General features: G+C 43.9%; 19 protein-coding genes. 14 read left to right on the forward strand and 5 right to left on the reverse strand.

Features of this window, described 5'->3' with window-relative positions; all coding sequences use genetic code 11:
- The first annotated feature begins 16 nt into the window (after positions 1-16).
- From trpD to trxA, 8 genes are all read left to right on the forward strand, one after another.
- Positions 17-1021, forward strand: coding sequence for an anthranilate phosphoribosyltransferase (gene trpD, locus LXO72_RS01795; RefSeq protein ID WP_233331334.1), 1005 nt, complete (start codon positions 17-19; stop codon positions 1019-1021).
- Positions 1018-1785: an indole-3-glycerol phosphate synthase TrpC gene (gene trpC, locus LXO72_RS01800; RefSeq protein ID WP_233331335.1), complete on the forward strand. Its 768-nt coding sequence runs from the start codon at positions 1018-1020 to the stop codon at positions 1783-1785. Before trpD ends, trpC begins: the two co-directional genes overlap by 4 nt.
- Positions 1772-2353, forward strand: a complete 582-nt coding sequence (locus LXO72_RS01805; RefSeq protein WP_233331336.1) for a phosphoribosylanthranilate isomerase — start codon at positions 1772-1774, stop codon at positions 2351-2353. Before trpC ends, LXO72_RS01805 begins: the two co-directional genes overlap by 14 nt.
- Positions 2350-3552, forward strand: coding sequence for a tryptophan synthase subunit beta (gene trpB / locus LXO72_RS01810; RefSeq protein ID WP_233331337.1), 1203 nt, complete (start codon positions 2350-2352; stop codon positions 3550-3552). Before LXO72_RS01805 ends, trpB begins: the two co-directional genes overlap by 4 nt.
- A gap of 2 nt (positions 3553-3554) precedes the next feature.
- Positions 3555-4340, forward strand: a complete 786-nt coding sequence (trpA, locus tag LXO72_RS01815; protein WP_233331338.1) for a tryptophan synthase subunit alpha — start codon at positions 3555-3557, stop codon at positions 4338-4340.
- Between the two features lie 110 nt (positions 4341-4450).
- Positions 4451-6451, forward strand: a complete 2001-nt coding sequence (locus LXO72_RS01820) for a peptide ABC transporter substrate-binding protein (RefSeq protein ID WP_233331339.1) — start codon at positions 4451-4453, stop codon at positions 6449-6451.
- Positions 6452-6564: 113 nt separating this feature from the next.
- Positions 6565-9636 (forward strand): CocE/NonD family hydrolase, encoded by a 3072-nt coding sequence (locus tag LXO72_RS01825; protein ID WP_233331340.1) that lies wholly within the window; start codon positions 6565-6567, stop codon positions 9634-9636.
- A gap of 94 nt (positions 9637-9730) precedes the next feature.
- Positions 9731-10045: a thioredoxin gene (trxA, locus tag LXO72_RS01830; protein ID WP_233331341.1), complete on the forward strand. Its 315-nt coding sequence runs from the start codon at positions 9731-9733 to the stop codon at positions 10043-10045.
- 306 nt (positions 10046-10351) lie between these two features.
- On the opposite strand, the gene LXO72_RS01835 is transcribed toward trxA, so the two are convergent.
- Positions 10352-11803: an alpha-amylase gene (locus LXO72_RS01835; protein ID WP_123159075.1), complete on the reverse strand. Its 1452-nt coding sequence runs from the start codon at positions 11801-11803 to the stop codon at positions 10352-10354.
- A gap of 444 nt (positions 11804-12247) precedes the next feature.
- On the opposite strand from LXO72_RS01835, the gene LXO72_RS01840 reads away from it, so the two are divergent.
- The 3 genes from LXO72_RS01840 to LXO72_RS01850 all read left to right on the forward strand — a co-directional run bounded on the left by LXO72_RS01840 (position 12248) and on the right by LXO72_RS01850 (position 16308).
- Positions 12248-13822 carry a M20/M25/M40 family metallo-hydrolase gene (locus tag LXO72_RS01840; protein ID WP_233331342.1) on the forward strand — a complete coding sequence of 525 codons (1575 nt, stop codon included), beginning with the start codon at positions 12248-12250 and terminating at the stop codon, positions 13820-13822.
- A 106-nt stretch (positions 13823-13928) separates the two neighbouring features.
- On the forward strand, positions 13929-14672 hold the full coding sequence (locus LXO72_RS01845; RefSeq protein ID WP_023027015.1) for an ABC transporter ATP-binding protein: 744 nt from the start codon (positions 13929-13931) through the stop codon (positions 14670-14672).
- Positions 14662-16308, forward strand: coding sequence for a hypothetical protein (locus LXO72_RS01850; RefSeq protein ID WP_233331343.1), 1647 nt, complete (start codon positions 14662-14664; stop codon positions 16306-16308). Before LXO72_RS01845 ends, LXO72_RS01850 begins: the two co-directional genes overlap by 11 nt.
- Before the next feature lie 235 nt (positions 16309-16543).
- Here LXO72_RS01850 and LXO72_RS01855 read toward each other — a convergent pair whose 3' ends face one another.
- Positions 16544-17386, reverse strand: a complete 843-nt coding sequence (locus tag LXO72_RS01855) for a DegV family protein (RefSeq protein WP_233331344.1) — start codon at positions 17384-17386, stop codon at positions 16544-16546.
- Between the two features lie 127 nt (positions 17387-17513).
- Between LXO72_RS01855 and LXO72_RS01860 the strand changes: the two genes are divergently transcribed.
- Positions 17514-18092 (forward strand): TetR/AcrR family transcriptional regulator, encoded by a 579-nt coding sequence (locus tag LXO72_RS01860; protein ID WP_233331345.1) that lies wholly within the window; start codon positions 17514-17516, stop codon positions 18090-18092.
- Positions 18093-18118: 26 nt separating this feature from the next.
- Here the strand turns inward: LXO72_RS01860 and LXO72_RS01865 are convergent, their stop codons facing one another.
- From LXO72_RS01865 to coaA, 3 genes are all read right to left on the reverse strand, one after another.
- A complete protein-coding gene (locus LXO72_RS01865) occupies positions 18119-18649 on the reverse strand; it encodes a DNA topology modulation protein (RefSeq protein ID WP_233331346.1) in 531 nt (176 codons plus the stop codon).
- 65 nt (positions 18650-18714) lie between these two features.
- On the reverse strand, positions 18715-18963 hold the full coding sequence (gene rpsT / locus LXO72_RS01870) for a 30S ribosomal protein S20 (protein WP_023023719.1): 249 nt from the start codon (positions 18961-18963) through the stop codon (positions 18715-18717).
- 106 nt (positions 18964-19069) lie between these two features.
- The gene (gene coaA / locus LXO72_RS01875; protein WP_117744419.1) at positions 19070-19990 is read right to left on the reverse strand and encodes a type I pantothenate kinase; all 921 of its coding nucleotides are present in this window, start codon (positions 19988-19990) and stop codon (positions 19070-19072) included.
- Between the two features lie 95 nt (positions 19991-20085).
- On the opposite strand from coaA, the gene LXO72_RS01880 reads away from it, so the two are divergent.
- Positions 20086-20679, forward strand: coding sequence for a class I SAM-dependent methyltransferase (locus LXO72_RS01880; protein ID WP_125374948.1), 594 nt, complete (start codon positions 20086-20088; stop codon positions 20677-20679).
- Positions 20676-21953, forward strand: a complete 1278-nt coding sequence (locus LXO72_RS01885) for a pyrimidine-nucleoside phosphorylase (RefSeq protein WP_233331347.1) — start codon at positions 20676-20678, stop codon at positions 21951-21953. The genes LXO72_RS01880 and LXO72_RS01885 overlap by 4 nt, the downstream gene beginning before the upstream one ends.
- Positions 21954-21962: the final 9 nt, after the last annotated feature.

Genomic DNA, 21962 nt, shown 5'->3' on the forward strand with positions numbered 1-21962 from the left:
ACAAGAGGAAACCTTTATGAAAGAACTATTCTTACAAATCTCTAATCGCCAAGACTTGACCCAAGAGCAAGTCCAAGAAGTCTTTGATCAAATCTTGCAGAACCAACTATCAGAAAGTCAAATCGCTGCCTTTTTGATGGGACTCAAAACCAAGGGAGAAACAGCGGATGAAATTACGGGGATTGTACGCGCCTTAAAGGCCCATGCGACGGTTTTACCCGAGACTTTTTCAGATGCCATGTGTAACTGTGGGACTGGTGGCGATCAATCCTATAGCTTTAACATTTCAACGACAGTTTGCTTTGTTCTGGCTGCTGGAGGGATCCGCATGGCCAAGGCCGGTAATCGCTCGGTTTCTTCCAAGTCAGGATCTGCAGATGTCCTAGAAGCCCTTGGCATCAACGTAGCTGCTTCGCCAGAGACCCTCTCTAAAGCCTTGGATGAGGTTGGTTTGGCCTTTATCTTTGCTCAGACCATGCATCCGGCTATGCGCTTCATTGGCCCTGCTCGCCAAGCTATGGGGATTCCAACGATCATGAACCTAGTCGGCCCTCTGGCAAATCCGTTGGATCTAGAAACACAACTCATGGGACTCTATCGTGTAGAATTGCAAGAAATTGTCGCCTGTGCTATCCAACAGTTGGGACGCAAACGTGCAGTGGTCATCACAGGACCAGACAATATGGACGAAGCGGCTCTTTATGGGACCAATACCTACACCCTGCTAGAAGATGGAAACATCAGCCAGCATTCCTTTACCTATGAAGATCTGGGGATGGAAAAGGTGGAGCTGTCCGAAATTACAGGTGGTGATGCCAAGGAAAATGCTGCCATTCTCCTCAGTGTCTTGAAGAATGAAGCCAGCCCTTATCTGGAAACGACGGTTCTCAACGCTGGTCTTGGCTTCTTTGCTAATGGAAAAGTCGCAACGATCAAAGAAGGTGTAGAGTTGGCGCGCCAATTGATAGCGGATGGTTCTGCCCTTGCTAAATTGCAACACTTACAAGAGGTTCAAGTATGAGTAAAGCCTTTCTACCAACGATCCTAGAACAAAAAGAAAAAGAAGTGGCTCAAATGGTCATGGAAGACCTCCAATCTCTTCGTCAGACCTACCGTCTCTATGATTTTCTCAAGAGTCATCAAGAGCACTTACAGATCATCGCCGAGGTGAAGAAGGCTAGTCCTAGTATGGGGGATATCAATCTAGATGTGGATATTGTCGCCCAAGCTAAGACCTATGAAGAAAATGGGGCAGCCATGATTTCGGTCCTTACGGACCAAGTCTTCTTCAAGGGGGATCTAGATTACCTTCGTGAGATTTCTTCCCAGGTAACGATTCCAACCTTGGCCAAAGATTTTATCATTGATGAGAAACAAATCGTCCGCTCTCTCAATGCGGGAGCTACGGTCATTCTTTTGATTGTCGCAGCCCTGCCAGAAGCCCGGCTCAAAGAACTCTATGACTTTGCGACGGGACTTGGTCTGGAGGTTCTTGTAGAAACTCATAACTTACCTGAGCTGGAAATAGCCCATCGGATCGGAGCTGACATCATCGGGGTTAACAACCGGAACCTCGTCACCTTTGAAACGGATCTGAATACCAGTCTTGAATTGTCTACGCATTTCAAAGACCAGCCCGTTTATATATCTGAGTCTGCTATTTTTAATGGAGCAGATGCAGGTCTTGTCGCTTCCTACTTCAATGGGATCTTGGTAGGGACGGCTCTCATGACAGCAGAGGATGTAGCAGAAAAGGTCAAGGAGTTACAAATTGACAAAGGTTAAAATATGTGGCCTGTCTACATTGGAAGCAGTGGAGACAGCTGTCCTAGCAGGCGCAGACTATATCGGCTTTGTGTTCGCTGAGAGCAAGCGGCAAGTCAGTCTAGAGCAAGCCCAGGAATTGGCAAAACGGGTGACTGGTAAGACCAAAATTGTCGGAGTCTTTGTCTCACCGAGTCTAGAGGACTTGGAGCAATCCATTGGTCAGGTTCCCTTAGACATGGTTCAGATTCATGGAACCTTTGATGAAGCGCTGATGCCAATGATTTCAGTTCCCGTAATTCGAGCCATCCAGCTCAGTGATCAGGAAGCCCAAGTCACCAGCCAGGCAGATTATCTGCTCTTTGATGCACCAGTAGCTGGGAGTGGTCAAACCTTTGATTGGGACTTGCTGAAAGATCAGAAGATCCGGCAGGACTTCTTTATTGCAGGGGGCTTGACAGTGGACAATGTCCGCCAAGCTAGAGAGACCTTTCAGCCATATGCACTAGATGTATCCTCGGGGGTCGAAACGGACGGTCGCAAAGATATAGAAAAGATAAAAGCATTTATAGAAGGAGTGAAAGCATGAATTATCAACTACCGGATGAAAAAGGGTTTTATGGAAAATTTGGAGGACAGTTTGTCCCAGAAACCCTGATGACAGCCGTGATTGAACTCGATAAGGCTTATAGAGAAGCCAAAGCAGATCCAAGCTTTCAAGCGGAATTGGATGACTTGCTCAAGAATTATGTAGGTCGGGAAACACCCCTTTACCATGCCAAGAGTCTTTCCAAGCACATCGGTGGAGCTCAAATCTACCTGAAACGGGAAGACCTCAACCACACAGGGGCTCATAAGATTAACAATGCCCTTGGGCAGGTCTTGCTGGCTAAACGGATGGGCAAAAAGAAGATTATCGCAGAGACAGGGGCTGGTCAACACGGGGTAGCGACTGCGACGGCTGCGGCTCTCTTCGAGATGGAGTGTACCATCTACATGGGAGAAGAAGATGTTAAACGCCAAGCCCTCAACGTCTTTCGGATGGAGCTCTTGGGAGCAAAAGTTCATAGTGTAACAGACGGATCGCGCGTGCTGAAAGATGCAGTCAATGCGGCCCTTCGTGCATGGGTAGCTGGGATTGATGATACCCATTACATCATGGGATCTGCCCTCGGACCAGCTCCCTTCCCAGAGATTGTTCGAGATTTTCAATCTGTTATTGGTAAGGAAGCAAAACGCCAGTTTGCAGAGATCTCAGGTGGAAAACTTCCTGACGCGGTCCTAGCTTGTATCGGTGGAGGTTCCAATGCCATTGGCATGTTCTATCCCTTCGTAGAAGATGAATCTGTAGCGATGTACGGAGCAGAAGCATCCGGTCTTGGTTTAGATACGGACAAACACGCAGCTACCTTTGCCAAAGGTCGTCCAGGAATCCTTCATGGAGCCTTGATGGAAGTGCTTCAGGATGCCCATGGACAGATCATGGAAGCTTTCTCCATCTCTGCTGGTTTGGATTATCCTGGTGTGGGTCCAGAGCATTGCTATTTCAATGAAATTGGCCGGGCAACCTATGATGCGATCACGGATGAAGAAGCTCTAGAAGGATTTCAGTTGCTTTCACGTTTGGAAGGGATTATCCCAGCCTTGGAGTCCAGTCATGCTATCGCTCTAGCGCAAAAAGTCGCAGCAGAAATGACTCCAGACCAAACGCTGATCATCTGCCTATCTGGTCGTGGAGACAAGGATGTCATGCAGGTCAAAGAACGGTTTGAAGCAGAAGGGAAGTAGAAATGACGAAAACACTAACAGAGCATTTACAAGCCATCAAAGATGGTAAGCGTGGGATCTTCGTGCCTTACATTATGGCGGGGGATCACGAGCTGGGATTGGATGGCCTATTTGATACCATCCAGCTCTTGGAAGAAAGTGGAGCATCAGCTATTGAAGTTGGGATTCCTTGGTCGGATCCTGTAGCGGATGGGCCAGTCATCGAAATGGCTGGGCAACGCAGTTTAGCCAAGGGCGTGACCTTAACAGCTATTGTGAAAAAACTCCAAGAACAAGAGACCAAGATTCCCCTAGTCATCATGACCTATATCAATCCGGTCTACCAATATGGGATAGAAGTCTTTATAAACGAATTAGCTTCTACTTCAGTCAAAGGTTTGATCATTCCGGACCTGCCAAATGAGCATGCGGATATGATTGCCCCTTACTTGAAAGAGAGTGACATTGCCCTCGTTCCCTTGGTCAGCTTGACCACAGGTATCAAACGCCAGAAGACTTTGATCCAAGAAGCAGAAGGCTTTATCTATGCGGTAGCCATCAATGGGGTGACTGGAAAAATGGGGAACTACCGGGATGACTTGGATCAGCACTTGGCGACCTTGAGAGACTTGGCCACTATTCCAGTACTGACAGGTTTTGGAGTCTCCACTAAAGAAGATATCTACCGCTTTAATCAGGTATCAGATGGAGTCATCGTCGGATCGAAAATTGTTCGGGACCTTCATGAGGGCAAAACCAGCCAAGTCAAGGACTTTGTAGACTATGGTTCCCACTTTAATAAATGCTAAGGATAAGAAAAATTACAAAATTTAATAAATTTTCAGAAAATTACTTCTCTTCTGAAAATCTTTGTGGTATAATCTTAAGACAACCTTAAAAAATTTATTAGGAGAAAACAATGAAAAAAAGAAATATCATTGCTCTTGCAGGAGTAGCTCTTCTTTCAGCAGGTATTCTTGCAGCATGTTCTGGTGGTTCTAAATCATCTAGCTCAAGCTCAAAATCAAGTGAAGCAGGTCAAAAATTCTCTTATGTCTATGAGACAGAACCTGAAAACTTGAACTACATCACATCTGGTAAAGCTGCAACCCACGAAATCACAGGAAACTTGATTGATGGATTGTTTGAAAACGACAAGTATGGGAATTTGATCCCGTCACTTGCTAAAGATTGGACAGTTTCAGAAGATGGCTTGACTTATACTTACAAACTTCGTGATGATGCCAAATGGTATGATTCAGAAGGGGAAGAGTATGCGGACGTGACAGCTGATGACTTCGTTGCAGGGATCAAATATGCCGCTGACCACAAGTCTGAAATGCTCTACATCATTCAAAATTCCATCAAGGGCTTGAATGATTATGTTGAAGGAAAGACCTCTGATTTCTCAAATGTTGGCATTAAAGCAGTCGATGATCATACCCTTCAAATCACTTTGAACCAGGCAGAGCCTTTCTGGAATTCTAAGTTGACTCTTGGGATCACCTTCCCTATCAACGAGAAATTCGTAGAATCTAAAGGGGATAAATTTGCCCAAGCAAGTGACACTAGCTCTCTTCTTTACAATGGTCCTTACATCTTGAAGAGCTTCACTTCTAAATCATCTATCGAGATGAGCAAGAATGAAAACTACTGGGATAAAGACAATGTTCACATCTCAGATGTTAAGCTAGAATACTATGATGGTCAAGACCAAAGTAAATTGGCTAACTCATTTGAGGACAACGCTCTTAGCCTTGCTAAATTGTTCCCAACTGGATCTGGATTCACAGACCAAGCTAAGAAGTTTGAAGATAACATCATCTACGCTCCACAAGATGCCAGCACCTTTGTGATCGGTGTCAATATCGACCGTCAGTCATACAAGTACACATCAAAAACAACTGATGAAGAAAAATCATCTACTAAGAAAGCTCTTTTGAACAAAGACTTCCGTCAAGCGATCAGCTTTGCCTTTGACCGTGAAGCCTATGCTGCCCAAGTAAATGGTAAAGATGGAGCAAGTAAACTGATCCGTAACTTGTACATCCCACCTACATTTGTTCAAGCAGATGGCAAGACCTTCGGTGAGATGGTTAAATCTGACTTGGTGACTTATGGAGACGAGTGGAAAGATGCAAATCTTGACGATGGTCAAAATGGTCTTTATAACGCAAAACAAGCCAAAGAAGAGTTTGCGAAAGCGAAATCTGCACTTGAAGCAGACGGTGTGAAATTCCCAATCCACTTGGATATGCCAGTAGACCAAACGACTCAATCTAAGGTTCAACGTGCTCAATCCTTTAAACAATCGGTTGAAAGTACACTTGGAAACGAAAACGTCGTTGTCGATATCCACATGGTCTCAAAAGAAGACCTCTTGAACGTGACCCTCTTTGCTGCTAAAGCAGAAGATGAAGACTGGGATATCTCAGATAACGTTGGATGGAGCCCAGACTATCAAGATCCATCAACTTACCTTGATATCTTGAAAGCATCTTCTGGTGAAAACACCCGTACCTTCTTTGGATTTGACCCAAGCGAAAACAACGAGGCAGCTAAGAAAGTTGGTCTTTACGACTTTGAGAAGATGGTAACAGAAGCAGGTGCTGAAACACAAGACCTTAACAAACGTTATGAGAAATATGCTGCAGCTCAAGCTTGGTTGACTGATAGTGCTTTGGTCATCCCAACAACCTCTAAGACTGGTCGTCCATTCTTGAGTCGTGTTGTACCATTCTCAGCACCATTTGCCTGGACTGGTGGTAAAGGGAAAGACAACGTTGTCTATAAAGGTATGGAACTTCAAGACGAGGCTGTAAAAACCGAAGACTACAAAAAAGCTCTTGAAAAATGGGAAAAAGAGAAAATAGAGTCTAACCAAAAAGCTCAAGAAGAATTAAAAGATCATGTGAAATAAGCATGAATTAATCGAGGCAGTTCGCCTCGATTTTTTTGTTAAAAAGAATTTGATATAAAAACGCTTACATAGTATAATAGCTGTATTGATTACAAAATAGCGAGGTCTCTTTTATGAAAAAGAAAACAGTGGTTTCGATGGTGGCTTCTAGCCTCCTTCTAGCTCCCTTTATCTTAAATCAAGTGGTGGCAGCAGATGAGAATCTACCAGAGCTTTCTCCAGCGAAAGAAGTCGTGACTCAAGTGACTCCTGAGCCTGTAGCTTCTGAAACATCAGCTTCCCAATCTCAAGCAGCTCAGCCTGCATCAGTCTCAAGTGTAGATCAAAAGAAGGAAGACGTGACTTCTGAACCAACAATAGCGAGTCCAATAGATCCGGCAGAGACGGAGAAGGTCGATAAGCCAGTTGGTCAAGATAAGGATCTTACGACTGTTGAGAAAACAAATATCCCACAGGTGCCTCAGGGAACAGGTGCACAAGCTAGCCCAGCTACTTCGGCAGGCACATCTTCCCCAGCAACAGGACAAGCCTTAACTTCTTATACAGGTAGCTTGGCGAATAGTGACCTCAAGGACAAGGAATTAACTGTTCAAAATGCTGTCGATGAATTGCTTCAGTGGGCTGCGAAGGATCCCAAGCAGGCCGGTCAATCGGCTGCGGATCGGGAACGCTTTGCGAAGAGTTTAGGAATGATTAGCACTCAAGAAGACTTGAACCGCAAGGTCAGTCAAGAAGAGCTAACCAATATGTACAGCATTGCCAAGAAACTCTATGATGCCTATCGCTCTGAAAAGAAAGCTCCTCTCTTTTTAAACGGGCGAGCTCAACCCATCTTCCCTTATACTACAGGGGAAAAAGCAGATGAAGACTATCACTATGAGGATAGCGAAATTGTTCGCTTCCCAGTTTATGTAGAGACGGATTACGATACAGATGGGGATGGCAAGCCAGACTTAGTCAAGGCCATTGTCCAGTTGCCTAAGGCGGTGGCCAGGGGAGACTTTAAGGCGGCGACCATTCTCGAAGCGCGTCCATATGTAGCAGGAACCTTGGATGAGAACAATGTGACCCTTGAAAGCTTGGGCTTGCCGACAGATGGCTCTTACGATATGAAGAAATTGCGGGAGCAACCAGCTAAACGCCAGGCAGTCGGAAGCTCTTCGACAGTCGAAGCAGCCAAGAAAGCCAAGGCTTCGGATTGGTATTACTACAGTCCCTACGAGTATATCTATGACTACGAAAACTTGAACTGGTATGACTATTTCTTGGTCAGAGGTTATGCCTTTATCTCCAGTGCTGGTCTAGGAACCAAGGGATCAGAAGGGTTCAATACGACAGGGTCTGATCTGGAAATCAATGCCTTCAAGAATATTATCGAGTGGGTCAATGGCAAGCGAAAAGCCTACACAGATAAGACTAGCAATGTCGAAATCAAGGCAGATTGGGCTACAGGAAATGTCGCCATGACGGGCCTATCCTGGGCTGGAACTACGACCTTTGGTGTCGCAGCGACAGGAGTCGAAGGTTTGAAGACCATCGTACCAGCTGCTGGGATTGCTTCTTGGTATGACTATTTTAACAGTCAAGGAACAGCCTATGGGAACCCACCATACAGTGACCTTTCTTGGTTGTCCCTCTACGTAGGGACTCGGATCTTGGATGAAGCTGACTGGGCCGGTATTTGGCAAAATTATGCCAACTACATCAACCAGCTCAATAAGGATCAAAATGCACATGAACGCAATTATAGCGATGTCTGGAAGGAACGGGATTATACCCTCAATCCTGAAAAATTAAAGACCAGTGCCCTCCTGGTTCATGGTTTAAATGATGACAATGTCAAAACCAAGCATTTTGAACTCATGTACGATGCCCTTAAGAAAGCAGGGCAGGATGTCAAACTCTATCTCCACCAAGGAGACCACGTCTATCCAGCAGCTATGTCCCGTGGTTATGGTATTCAGGCTAATGGCCAAGATTTCTATGACCTGCTCAATACCTGGTTGACCCATTACCTATATGGAGTGGACAATCACGTCGAAAATTTACCAGCTGTCTTGGCGCAAAATAACTATGATCCAAGCAAGTGGACCACTTATGATAATTGGAAGACCACGCAGCGCCTCTTCCTCAATGCGCAGTCGAAACGCTTGGAAGAAACAATTTCGAGCGATTATGCTGGAGCTGGTGTCGAAGTTGCCAAGCGTGATGAAACCGTGAGCCAAGGTTCTTCAAAAGCCAACATGACCTTCGTATCGGAAGTGACAGAAGACACGACTATCAAAGGACATATCCCTGTACACTTCAAGGCAGCCCTTGCTAAGGGGAAAGGAAAGAACTTCCAAATCAATGCTCTTTTAGTCGACGTATCGGATGAAGAATTTGATGTGGTCGGCAACGGTGGGGTTAAGGCGGATAAAAAAGCAGATGGCTTCTGGATGGGTAGCAATTTAAGCAACCTTTCTGTGGCTGAATTCGAAACCATCAAGACCAAGTATAAGGTCATCGCAAAAGGTTGGATCAACCTGGCCAACCCTGAGTCTGGCTATGATTCAGCTAGCTCAAGAAATAGCATCGAGCCAAAAATTGGAGAATTCCACGACTATACGGTCCATCTCCAACCAAACCTTTATACGGTTAAAAAAGGACACAAGCTAGCCCTAGTCTTCAATACTTATGATCCATCAGACTTAACCGTTGAAAATCCTTATGAAGTGACATTCAAGACAGATTCGATCCGTGCGACTATTCCGATCGTAGAAGGGACTCGTTCGCAGGTAGCCTCTTATCTTCCGAACGTGGCTGATACAGCATATGCTGCCCTTCCTGAGATTCAAGGAGCAAAATTAGTAGAACCAGCCATTCATTCTATCGAAGAATACCATCTGCCAGTCCTTCCAGAGCCTGAAAAATATGGAAAACCAGAAATTCCTGCTAGTCCAAGTCTACTTCCTCTCGTCAAATCAGCTGAGAAAGAAATTGCAAAACCAGAGGCTCTATCTGTTGCTTATGGACAAAGATTTGTCTCTGAGACGGTTAAAGAAGCAACTCCAGCACAAGAAAAAGCAGGTCAGCTTCCTCAAACAGGTAGCGCAGAGGAATGGATGGGATTCTATGGTTTAGGTACCCTCTTCTTGTCTAGCCTTCTTTTCTGGAAGAAAAAGAAAGAGGAGTCCCAAGGCTGAGGAACGTAGCAAATATTTCTAAAAACTTGAATTTTGGTGTAGAATAGAACTATCAATGAGAGATTAGTGACAATCACTGATCAAAGGAGGAACTATGGTACACGTACTAACAGATGCAGCATTTGAACAAGAAACTAGCCAAGGTTTGGTCTTGGTCGATTTCTGGGCAACTTGGTGTGGTCCTTGCCGGATGCAGGCACCAATCCTAGAACAGTTGGCAGAAGAAATCCATGAAGATGAATTGAAAATCTTTAAGATGGATGTGGATGAAAATCCAAACACTGCTCGCAACTTCGGCATCATGTCCATCCCAACACTCTTGTTCAAAAAAGATGGCCAAGTGGTGAAACAAGTCGCTGGTGTTCATACTAAAGAACAACTCAAAGCGATTGTTGCAGAATTAAGCTAACAGAAAAGAAGCCCATGCTTCTTAGATGATCAAACTCGCTCATTTCCCACTGCGGAAGTGAGCGAGTTTTTTTTTCATGAAGTTGTTAACAGAATCAGATAAAGAATTGACAGCGCTTTCCTAAGGTGTTAGAATGAACCTGTAGTTTGCTATAAAATATAAGAAAGAGAGTGGGACAGAAATCGGTCATTCGTTAGAATTCGATTTCGTCGTCCCACTCAACCACTGCGTCTTGCTCGACAATCCAAAGACAATTGAAAGGCTAGAACTTTTGTCCCAGCCTCTTCAGTCAATCTTATTTTCTAGTTAGTCTGCTAAAACCCATACGCTGACGGAGCGGTCTGAGACTGGGAAATCAGCCCAACCGTCTTCTTCAATTTGGATGGTATCTTGGTAATTTCCTAAAGCGTCGTAGTAAGTCCGTCCTGCATAGACTTGGCCGATTTCCATCCGTTTTGCGGATGAAGCAGCATTTGAAATAACGCAGGCGATAGGAGCAGTCTCTTCAGTTCCAGACCGCGTCCAACCAATACAGTTAGGATCGTCAAAGTAGTCTCTTTGTTCACCGTAGGCTAAGTCTTTGCGGATACGAAGGAGTTGATCAAGCTCCGCTTGGAAATCTTGCTGGGCAAACTCACCTGAAATCCCGTAGTAGTCTCCATAAAAGACACATGGAAGTCCGGCCTCGCGGAGGAGAATGAGGGCGTAAGCAGCAGGCTTGAACCATTCACCAACTGTGGACTCTAAGGCTTGTCCTCTTTGGGTATCGTGATTATCGACAAAGGTTACCGCGCTTTCTGGATGATTGCTTGCAAGAGTACCATTGAAAATAGTCGTTAAATCAAAGTTTTCCCCTTCTTGGCTAGCTCTAAAGAGATTTTGGTGGAGGGCAACGTCCACTAAGTCAAACTTGTAGTCAATGCTGGCTAGGTAGTCATTGTTGCTTTGTTCATCCCCATTCCAAAACTCCCCAAATACATAGAAATCTTCTCCATATTTGTCTGTGATTTGCTGGATGAAGTTCTTCATGAAGAAGGAGTCGATGTGTTTAACAGCATCTAGACGGAAGCCTTGAACCCCAGTGGTTTCAATAAACCATTCTGCCCATTGATTGAGGTTTTCGATCACTTCGGGGTGTTTAAAGTCGATATCGGCGTACATGAGGTAATCGTAGTTTCCGTTCTCACTATCAACGAGGTAGTCTTGTGCCCAACCTTTGTTCTCCCCTTGAATCTGGTAAATCCCACTCTTATTGCGGGAAGCATCGTAATCGGTACCAGTAAAGTGGTACCAATGCCAGTGGAAGTCATTGTAGGCCCCATTTCGACCATCAAAGGTAAATTTTGTCCAACCTTTGATCGTAAAAGGCTCTGTCAAGACGATGGTCCGATCGTTAGGGTCCACTTCGACCACTTCAAATGTTTCTAAACCGTCGGCAGCTGCTTTATGGTTGAGAACGACATCGGCCATGGGTTGGATTCCAGCTTCTTTTAAGGCTTGGATGGCTTGCAAGTAGTCCTCTTTGAAACCATATTTGGTCCGAACAGTCCCTTTTTGGTCGAATTCTCCAAGGTCAAAGAGGTCATAGACGCCGTAGCCGACATCATTGGCAGAAGTGGCTTTAAAAGCAGGAGGCATCCAAATTTTACGAATACCCAAGTCTGCTAGGTGAGGAGCATCTGCAGCTAAGCGGGACCAGTGTTGACCATCCGAAGGTAAGTACCATTCAAAATATTGCATTAAGGTTTGATTTTCCATTTGTTTCTCATCTTTCGTGAATTAATGCCTTATTTTACCAAAAATGAAAGGATAGGGCAAAGGTTTATGCTCTCGAAAGCGCTGTCTTTATTTCATAGTGTATAAATGGGTAAAAAGATAGGTCTTGTATGGATCAGAGAGAGGGATTTGGCCCCATGAATAGGAACTATTTTTTTATTTTTATTCAAGTTCGCTCAATCTGTCTAAGAAGACCCTACAGGTCGAAGAAGTGTCTCTATCAATTGATTTACAGGAAGGAAAGTCCAGATAGCTTTCCCTGCTGTAAGTTTAGTTGTGATCCTGTTTGAAAGCAGGTTGAAGGTCCTAGAATAGAGGTAATATAGACTCTTTCTAGGAGAGATAGCTATTATCATTAAAAGGAGGCCTCCATTGAGATCCATAGAAAAGTTCCAAGAACAAATTGCCACATTTTTTCAAGAGGCAATGTCCATACCTAGCTTTACCAATACCGAAAGTGAACGCGTCATTGAGGATTATTTAGACCAACGAATTGGGGCTATTCCATATTTCCAGACTCACCCCCATCACTTTGGTCGCTACCCTCTTCCTAATGACCATCTCCATCGGAGTGTCAACTGGGCTTTGGTCGATAAGGGAAAGAAAAAGACAGTGATTCATTTTCACCACCACGATACGGTAGATTTAGAAGATTACGGTCCCCTCGCACCTATAGCTTTGGATTCGGAAGCACTGGTTCACGCCTTAAAGGACCTCGATTTTCGATCAGAAATGCAGGAGGATCTAAATTCTGGCCAATGGCAATTCGGACGAGGTTCTTGTGACATGAAGGCGGCCTTAGCGCTCCAGCTAGGAGTTCTAGAAGCCTATGCCTCAGATCTAGCTGGAGGTCAGGTTAATTTACTATATCTATCTGTGGGAGATGAGGAGTCTTATTCACGCGGGATGAGAGGAGCCTTGGGTCTACTCTGTCAGTTAAAAGATGAGTTTGACTTGGACTATGTGTTAGCAGTGGATTCAGAGCCCTTTGAAGCAGGGAGTGACAAGGAGAAAGTTCTTCATATCGGAACGGTTGGCAAGCTGATGCCAGTCGTTGTCGCCCAAGGAGTTTTGTCACATATGAAAGAGCCTCTAAAGGGAATCAACGCCCTCTCTCTCCTAATAGCAGTTGCATCAAAATTGGACCTTCACCCAGACTTATCTGATCATGCTCTGGGTGAGCGGTCTCCCCTTCCTTCTTGGTCTTATCTGAGGGATTTAAAGGATCAATATGATGTGTCGACTGTCCTCCATGCTGCCGGCTATTTCAGCGTTCTGCATCTGAAAAAGACCCCTCAAGAATTGTTGCAACGCATCAAAGAGTTGAGTCAGGAAGCGGTTGATCAATTTTATGTCAAATACCTGTCCCTTCAGGACCAAGCAGGGCAAGACCATGTGATCTCTCAGCCAAGAGTCATCAGCTATCAAGAATTGCTGGATCGATGCCAAAAGAAGGAAGGATTTTTAAGCTTTCAAGAGCAGTGTGAGCAAAGAGCCTGTCAAGATTTCTTATCAGGAGTCAGCTATCAGACCATTGCCATCCAGCAGATTCAAAGTTTCTTAGAGTTTTTGAGTGAGAAAAATCCTCTGGTGGTTATTGGCTTTGCTCCACCTTATTACCCTTCTATGAATTGTCGGTCTTTACCGAATACCAGTCTAAAAATTGATAACCTAATAGATGATTATCGCTACTATTTAGCAAGCAGGGGCTTGTCACTGAAGGTGGAAGAGTACTTCATGGGCATTTGCGACACCAGTTATTGTGCCTTGGAGAGAGAGCTAGAAAGCTATCAAGTCGTATTGGATAGTTTAGCTATCCCCTCTCAAGTTTACGAGTTGGATCTTGCAAACATTGCACAGATTCAAGTGCCTGCGGTCAATTTAGGGCCTTGGGGCAAGGAACTCCACCAAAGAGGGGAGCGGGTCTTTACGGAGGACCTCCTAGATACCATTCCTAGTTATCTATTTGGCCTTCTCTACCGCTTTGATGAATTACTTTAATACTTGAGTTTTCCATTGACAAAAGAGGAAAAATAGAATAAAATATTGGCAAAACAAGTAAACCGTTTTCTTTCATCAGGGAAGTGGGATAGAAGAGGGAGAATCTATGATTGAATTTCAAGGAGTCACAAAAGATTACGATGGGCATCTGGCATTAAACCACTTGAATTTGACCATTGAAGATGGGCAAATTGTCGGCTTGATTGGCCATAATGGTGCCGGAAAATCAACGACCATTAAGAGCTTGGTCAGTGTCATCACACCGACGACAGGCAGCATTCTAGTCGATGGGAAGGATCTCTACAGCAATCGATTAGAAATCAAAAAGAAAATTGGTTACGTAGCCGATTCGCCAGATCTCTTTCTACGTTTGACAGCCAATGAATTTTGGGAGTTGGTTGCCACTTCCTATGATATGAGCCAGCAGGAATGTGATGAGCGTTTGGAACATTTGCTGAACCTTTTTGACTTTACAAGTCATCGATATGAGGTCATTGAGTCTTTCTCTCATGGGATGCGCCAGAAGGTCTTTGTTATCGGAGCTCTCCTATCTGATCCAGACATCTGGGTTCTAGATGAGCCGATGACTGGTTTGGATCCACAAGCCTCCTATGACCTGAAGCAGATGATGCGGGAACATGCAGATAAGGGCAATACTGTCATCTTCTCAACCCATGTCCTCGAAGTGGCAGAGCAACTCTGTGATAAGATTGCCATCCTGAAGAAGGGGAACCTCATCTTTTATGGAACCATCGAGGAACTGAAGGGACAACACCCAGAACAAAGCCTAGAGTCCATCTATCTTGGACTTGCTGGTCGAAGAGAAGAGGTGAGTCCAGATGCGTCTTAAAATGGTTCGTCGCCTAGTGGATGTCAACATCATCTACGCTACTCAGCCTGCCCAATTAGCGAAATTTCGCAAGAAGCAGGAAAAGAATCCGACTAGGAAGGTGAATGTTTCCGCCCAGTCCATTCGGACCTATATTTTTATTGGTCTCCTTTATCTTTTCCTTTTTGGGATTCTCTCGAGTGCCAATGATTTCGTCTCTAGCCCTGGTCCTTTTGTCAATATGATTACGCTCTTTGGGCTCTTGACGATTTCCCAGGGCTTGATGAGTTTTTACAATGTCTTTTACGAGAGCAAGGATTTGCAATTTTACCGTCCTTATGCTTTTTCGGATGCAGAAGTCATTGCAGGAAAGAGTATTTCAGTCATTTTAGTGCTCTTGATGGCCCTGCTTCCTATGATCAGTTATTTCATCATTCTGCCTATCCAAGCAGGGGGAAATATCCTAGTGGGGCTCTTTCTTGGCCTTCTTTGTGCCATGATTCTCCTCTCTATCCTCTTCTTGGGCACCTTGTTCTTATCTCACCTGATTACCAAATCAGCTGTCTTTAAGAAGCACACGAGTTTGGTGTCTAACGTCATCATTGGCTTGAGTAGTCTTATCTCCATTGGAGCTTATCTCTATATCAATATGCTCCAGTCAGAGCACTCGGTGGCTGGTGATTTGGTCACTCAACCGAGTATTTTTCCTCCGATAGAGGTCTTTCATACCTTTATCTTGAATCCTTTGGATTCAGGTGCTCTGCTTGGGATGTTGGCTTGGATATTGGTTCTAGCAGTCCTCCTTTGGCTGGTCAAAAGTCAGGTCTTGCCTCATTTCTATGATGCTGCCCTTGAGGTCTCTTCCAGCCATGCAGTCAAGGAGCGGGTGAGCCAGATGAAGGTAGGAGATCAAAAGGCCTTCCATCGCTTTACCGTTTCCTATCATAAACGGCTTCTAAGTGATGGTACCTTGCTGACGCAGGTCATCTTTATGATGGCGATCTTTCCTTATCTTTTTACCTTTGGCTTGTTTTTAGGGGCATCGCGAGCTTCCCTCCAAATTGAAAACTACCTCACGCCCCAATACCTCCTTCCTTTATCTCTGATTGCTTTCATGATTGGAGTATTCAACTCTGTGGAAAGCTTGACCAGTATTGGGATCTCATTGGAGCGGGAAAATTTCGCATATCTTCGTGCCCTTCCGATTGACTTTAAACGCTATTGTTTGAAGAAATTTTGGATCCTCTTTTCGGTCCAGTCTGCTTTGCCGATCGTGCTCTTAGTAGGGGTATCTTGCTACTTTGGGGTCCATCCCCTTTCCCTTCTAGCCATGCTTTTGATTTGGTTTTTGACCAGTTTGAGTTTGAGTGTGATCGCTTTTAGACGAGACTACAAGCTCTTAACGACCAATTGGTCGACTGTGACAGATCTGATGAACCGTAACAGAGGAAATGCTGCCCTGAGAGGCTTATTGATCTTCGTCTTTATTATCGTCATGCTGGTCCTGATAGGTTTTACTTTCTATCTATCCGCTGTGGCCTTCACCACCTTGATTGCTAGTGTAATTTATCTTCTCATTGCAGCTATAGGAACTTTTGCAACTGTTTCTATCTATAAACGTACTTTTTATAAATTTAACCAAGAAATTGGTGAATAAAAAAGATTCCCTCTGGTCAGACCGGAGGGAATCTCTATGGTAAAAGAGAGTGGGACAGAAATCGGTAATTCGTTAGAATTCGATTTCGTCGTCCCACCTCCGCACAGTTGAGTAGGGCTGTAAAAGCTGATGAAATCAGCGTAGTAGAGCCCACTCAACCACTGCGTCTTGCTCGACAATCCAAAGACAATTGAGAGGCTAGGACTTTTGTCCCAGCCTCTTTTATAGTTTGTTGTTAAATTTCATAGCCGATTAAGAGGCCACCTTCTTCAGCATAGAAGCTACAGAGGCCAGAGGTCGGAAGAACTTCGATATCCGCATTGGCGAATTTTTCATGGACCAAGGCAGAGAGTTGTTCTACGAATTTATCGTTGCGGCGGTGAGCGATGGTGATGTGTCCACCTTTATAGCCGGCTTTGAGCATTTCTTCAAAAGTAGTGGAAATAGCTTTCTTTTGGCCACGGGCTTTATGGAGAAGCTCCAGGGTGCCAGTATCGCTGGCTTGGCCGACCATACGGATGTTTAAGAGGCCGACAACTGTTCCGATAATTTTATTGAGTCGGCCATTTTTGACCAAATTATCAACCTTAGCAAGCACAAAGATCAGCTTGGTTTTTTCCTGGTATTTAGTAATGACTTCAACCACTTGATCAAAATCAAGGTCTTGAGCGATGAGTTGATGGAGTTTGCGGACGAGTAGGTCCACTTCACCACCAGCTGATAAGCTATCAATCACGTGAATGTTGGTAGTCGGATGATCTTCTTGATAAAGTTTTTTAGCGACTTGAGCACTATTGTGGCTACCAGACAAAGTACCAGTGATGGTAACAACGATAATATTGTCAGCTCCCTCAAAGGCTCTCATATAGTCATCAGGACTAGGACAAGCTGATTTGGAAGCAGTAGTCGTTGCATACATATCTTCCATCATTTTATCTGTATCCAGATTAGCGTTGTCTGTATAAATGGTCTCACCAATCTGAATGGTAAGGGGTACTGAAACAAAGCTAGTATCTGGTGCAGCACTTTCGTAAGTACGATAATCACAGCCAGAATCTGCAATAATTTTCCATGTCATTTTTATTACCTCAAAATGTAAATAATTGTTCATTGACAAGTGGTTAGTCTTTTCTTACAATTATATCATGAAGTTGCATTCTCTGAAAGCAGATACATTCAGATGATACAGATAGAAAGTAAGTGTTATGGCAGAAAGAAAGATATCCGAAAAATCCTTAGAAAATTTGAAACGATCTAACCAAGAAAGCAATGCCATCACACGGGAATCCTTGGAGATTTCCTTGCTTCAGTTGTTGGATAAAAAGGACTTGAAAAAGATTACCATTTCAGAATTGGTAGAGAGAGCAGGAGTTTCTCGCGCAGCCTTTTACCGAAATTATGAGTCGAAAGAAGAATTGCTGGAATCCATCTTCCAATCAACTGTTTCGAAAATTACCAACTCTTTAGAGGGGTATAATTTTAAGACCGATTTGTACCAGATTTGGGTTTATCTCTTTAAAGAGGCCAAGAAGGAAGCTCGCATTATCAGCTTGGCCGTTGATTATAATTTTGAGAAACTGCTTACCAAGGCTGTTTATGAGTTTCTGGAAAAGAGAAGTAAAAGTCAAAAATCCTCACAAGGACCTGCTAGTTATTTGAATTCCTTCCTCAGTTCAGCCATTGTCTCTGTCCTAGCCAAATGGATTAAAGATGGCATGAAGGTGCCAGCGGAGAAGATGGCATCTTTAGGACTTCCCTTGTTTCCTCAAAAGAAAAGAAAATAAGAAAAATGATCTACTAGATCGAGTATTTACTTCGATTCCAGTAGATCATTTTTGATGTTATTGAGGAAACGGTCTAGTTCCTTTTGATTCTTGAGAGAGATGAATTTATCGGGATAGGTAGAACGGATATTTTGATACCTTTCTTTGGCATTCTTAGTTCGACCGTCCCAGAGAATCCAACGGATGAATTCCCAGTCAAAGCGTTCTGGGCAGCCTGCTGCCATACTCTCACGGACTCTGCCTTTATAGCGACGGTATCGTTTCCATCCTCTATAGAGGCAGTTCCAACGGGAGAAATTCAGGAAGATAATCTGGTCGGCTTGCTCCATTCTCTCTTCATAGCAGCACCAAGAGTAATTGCCATCAATGACCCAGTCTCTATGATTACTGAGAAACTGTTTCATTTCTTCCTCCATCCAATCCCGGTCACTGTCTATCCAACCCGGTTGAAATTGAAGGGTATCCACGTGGAGTTTGGGAATGGAGTAGTAGCGGGCTAAGGTTTCAGCCAAAGTTGACTTGCCAGAACCTGAATAGCCGATAATCGTAATTTTCATCGTATCTCCTCATATGGAAGCAACAAAAAAAGCTCCGGAGAGCTCATTTTGTATGCAATTCTTGATTAACCAAGTTTCGCTGCAAGACGTGCTTTATCACGGCTAGCTTTGTTTTTGTGGATCAAACCTTTAGTTTCTGCTTTATCGATAGCTGAGCTAGCAGCGCGGTAAAGTTCCTCAGATGGGTTTGCTTCAAAAGCTTTGATTGCAGTACGCATAGCTGATTTTTGAGCTGAGTTTTTTTCGTTTTGTTTAACGTTCAATTCAGCGCGTTTGATAGCTGATTTAATGTTTGCCAATTTTTTCACCTCCAATGATATTCTAACTCTCTTATTATATCTGAAAACTTTTCTTTTGACAAGCCCAAACTAATTTTTCTTCGAATCGCCATCTTTTAGAGTTGGTTTTGTTATCAAACTCTTATCTCTTGAGGTAGATTTCATCAATCTCATGGTTGGCAGATTTGTGTAGGATCAGTTCAGCACGGTTCCGAGTGGGCTCGATATAGTCTTTTAGATTTAAGAGGTTGATCGACTCCCAAACCTGATGAGCGAAGGCTAGGACTTCAGCTTCTGGTTGCTTGGTAAAGCGGTGGTAGTAGTTGCTTGGATCATCTTTCGCACGGTCCAATAATTTTTTAAAGCGATCGATATACCAGGACTCAATGTTGGCAACCTCAGCATCCACATAGATGGAGAAGTCAAAGAAGTCCGTCATATAGAGGCGATCATTTTGAGGATTCTGAAAAACGTTGATCCCTTCAACAATAATGAAGTCTGCAGCTTGGATGGTTTGCTTCTGGTCAGGGACGATATCATAAATCTCATGAGAATAGACGGGAATCTGGTAACTCTGACCATTTTTTAGCCCATTCAGGAAATCCAAGAGAAGTTCCATATCATAACTTTCAGGGAAGCCCTTGCGATTGAGAATGTCTTGTTCAATCAAGGTAGCATTGGGATATAAGAAGCCATCTGTCGTCACTAGCTCCACTGTAGAACCGGAAAAGGTCCGAGAAAGAAGGATTTGAAGGAGGCGGCTAGTCGTTGATTTACCGACAGCCACAGACCCTGAAATTCCAATCATAAAAGGCTGTTTTTTGCTTTCCTGTTGGAGGAAGATGCCTTTAGAGAAGGCTAAGTCTTCTTTTGCTTTTTTGTAGATTTGAATTAAGTGTGTCAGGGGTAAATATATGTCTGTTACATCTTGTAAACTAATGAGGTCATTAAAACTCTTGATGGAATTCAATTCCTCTTCAGATAGCGGAGGGGTTGATTTCCGGTGGAGATTTTGCCAAGTTTGTCGATTGATTTTTTCGAAGTGTAGAAATTCTTTATCCATTTCAAGCCTTTCCTCCATAGTGAACTTTAGTATATCAGTTTTAAGATCTTCTGTAAACGATTTAAAAATAGGTTAAATTATGCTATAATGCTATTATGAGTAAAATGTACTATGATGAACATCCAGATGCTCAACATGATATCCATGAGTTACATGTGGTCCTTCTAGGAGAGCGGATGAAATTTTTGACGGATGCCGGTGTTTTTAGTAAGAAAATGATCGACTTTGGAAGCCAAGTCCTCTTGTCTTGTCTGTCTTTTCAGCCAGGAGAGACGGTTTTGGACATTGGTTGCGGCTATGGTCCACTTGGTCTCTCTTTGGCCAAGGCGCAAGGGGTTCATGCAACTATGGTAGACGTCAATACACGTGCCCTTGATCTGGCTCAGAAAAATGCGGCTTTCAATCAAGTTCAAGCTACTATCTTCCAATCCAATGTCTATGATCAGGTTGAGGGATGTTTTGACCATATTATCAGTAACCCTCCGATTCGAGCCGGGAAAAAGGTCGTTCATGAAGTACTTTCTGGAAGCTTTGATCATTTGAAACCTGGTGGCGATTTAACCATTGTCATTCAGAAAAAACAGGGTGCTCCAAGTGCGAAGGCAAAGATGGAAGAAGTCTTTGGAAACTGTGAAATTCTTAAAAAAGACAAGGGTTATTATATTTTAAGGAGTGAGAAAGTCACATGAGAGCTGTAGATATCATTCAGAAAAAACGTGATGGCATTGAATTGACTAAAGAAGAAATTCACTGGCTGATTGAAGGCTATGTGACTAGAACAGTACCGGACTATCAAATGGCTGCCTTTGCCATGGCGGTTTACTTCAAAGGGATGACGACGCGAGAAATCTCCGATTTGACCATGAAGATGGTGGAAACAGGGGAGCAATTCGACCTCTCTGCTATTAAAGGCATCAAGGTGGACAAACACTCGACAGGTGGTGTAGGGGATAAAGTAACGATTGTACTGGCCCCTCTAGTGGCGAGCTTTGGTGTCCCAGTAGCTAAGATGAGTGGTCGTGGCCTTGGACATACAGGTGGGACCATTGATAAGCTAGAGTCCATTAAAGGATTCCAAATCGAGCGGACTCAAGAAGAGTTTATCAAGCAAGTACAAGATATTGGCCTTTCTGTCATCGGACAGTCTGACCAATTGGTCCTAGCAGATAAGCTTCTCTATGCGCTTCGAGATGTGACGGCAACAGTTGACACAATTCCCTTGATTGCGAGTTCTGTCATGAGTAAGAAGATTGCTGCTGGAGCAGATGCCATTCTTCTGGATGTGACTGTTGGAGAAGGGGACTTTATGAAGACCATCGAAGAAGCGCGTGAACTGGCCCGCACCATGGTGGATCTTGGAAATGCTGTCGGTCGCAAGACCATTGCTGTCTTGACGGATATGAGTCAGCCTTTGGGAACCAGCATTGGGAACCGTTTGGAAATTCTTGAAGCCTTAGATATTCTTCAAGGCAAAGGCAGAGAAGACGTGACCCACTTCATTTGTGAATTGGCTCAAATCATGTTGGAACTCGGTGGGGTGACAGCTAGCTTGGAAGAAATCAAGCAACATCTGACTGCCGGCAAAGCTCTGAAGAAGTTTGAAGAAATGGTCCTTGCCCAAGGTGGAGATTTAGAGGATCTCTACCGTCCAGCTCAGGTAAAAGAACAAGTGCCTGTCTATGCAGAAGAGGATGGCTATATTGTAGCATTGCCTGCTATGGAACACGGACTTTTCGCTATGCGTCTGGGGGCTGGTAGAGCGGTTAAAACAGATGTTTTAGACTATGAGTCAGGGATTGTTTTTGCTAAGAAAGTCGGGGATCCTGTTCAAAAAGGGGATCTTGTTGCAACTATTTATACAAACCTAGAAATTTGTCAAAAAAACATTGCAGAATTCCAAAAAAATGTTAAAATACTAGACAAGGTTGTAAGCGTTTCAGAGATTATTGAAATCGTATCGTAATTCGTTTAG

The sequence above is a fragment of the Streptococcus sp. XMC genome (assembly GCF_021341835.1).
Classification (GTDB): Bacteria; Bacillota; Bacilli; order Lactobacillales; family Streptococcaceae; genus Streptococcus.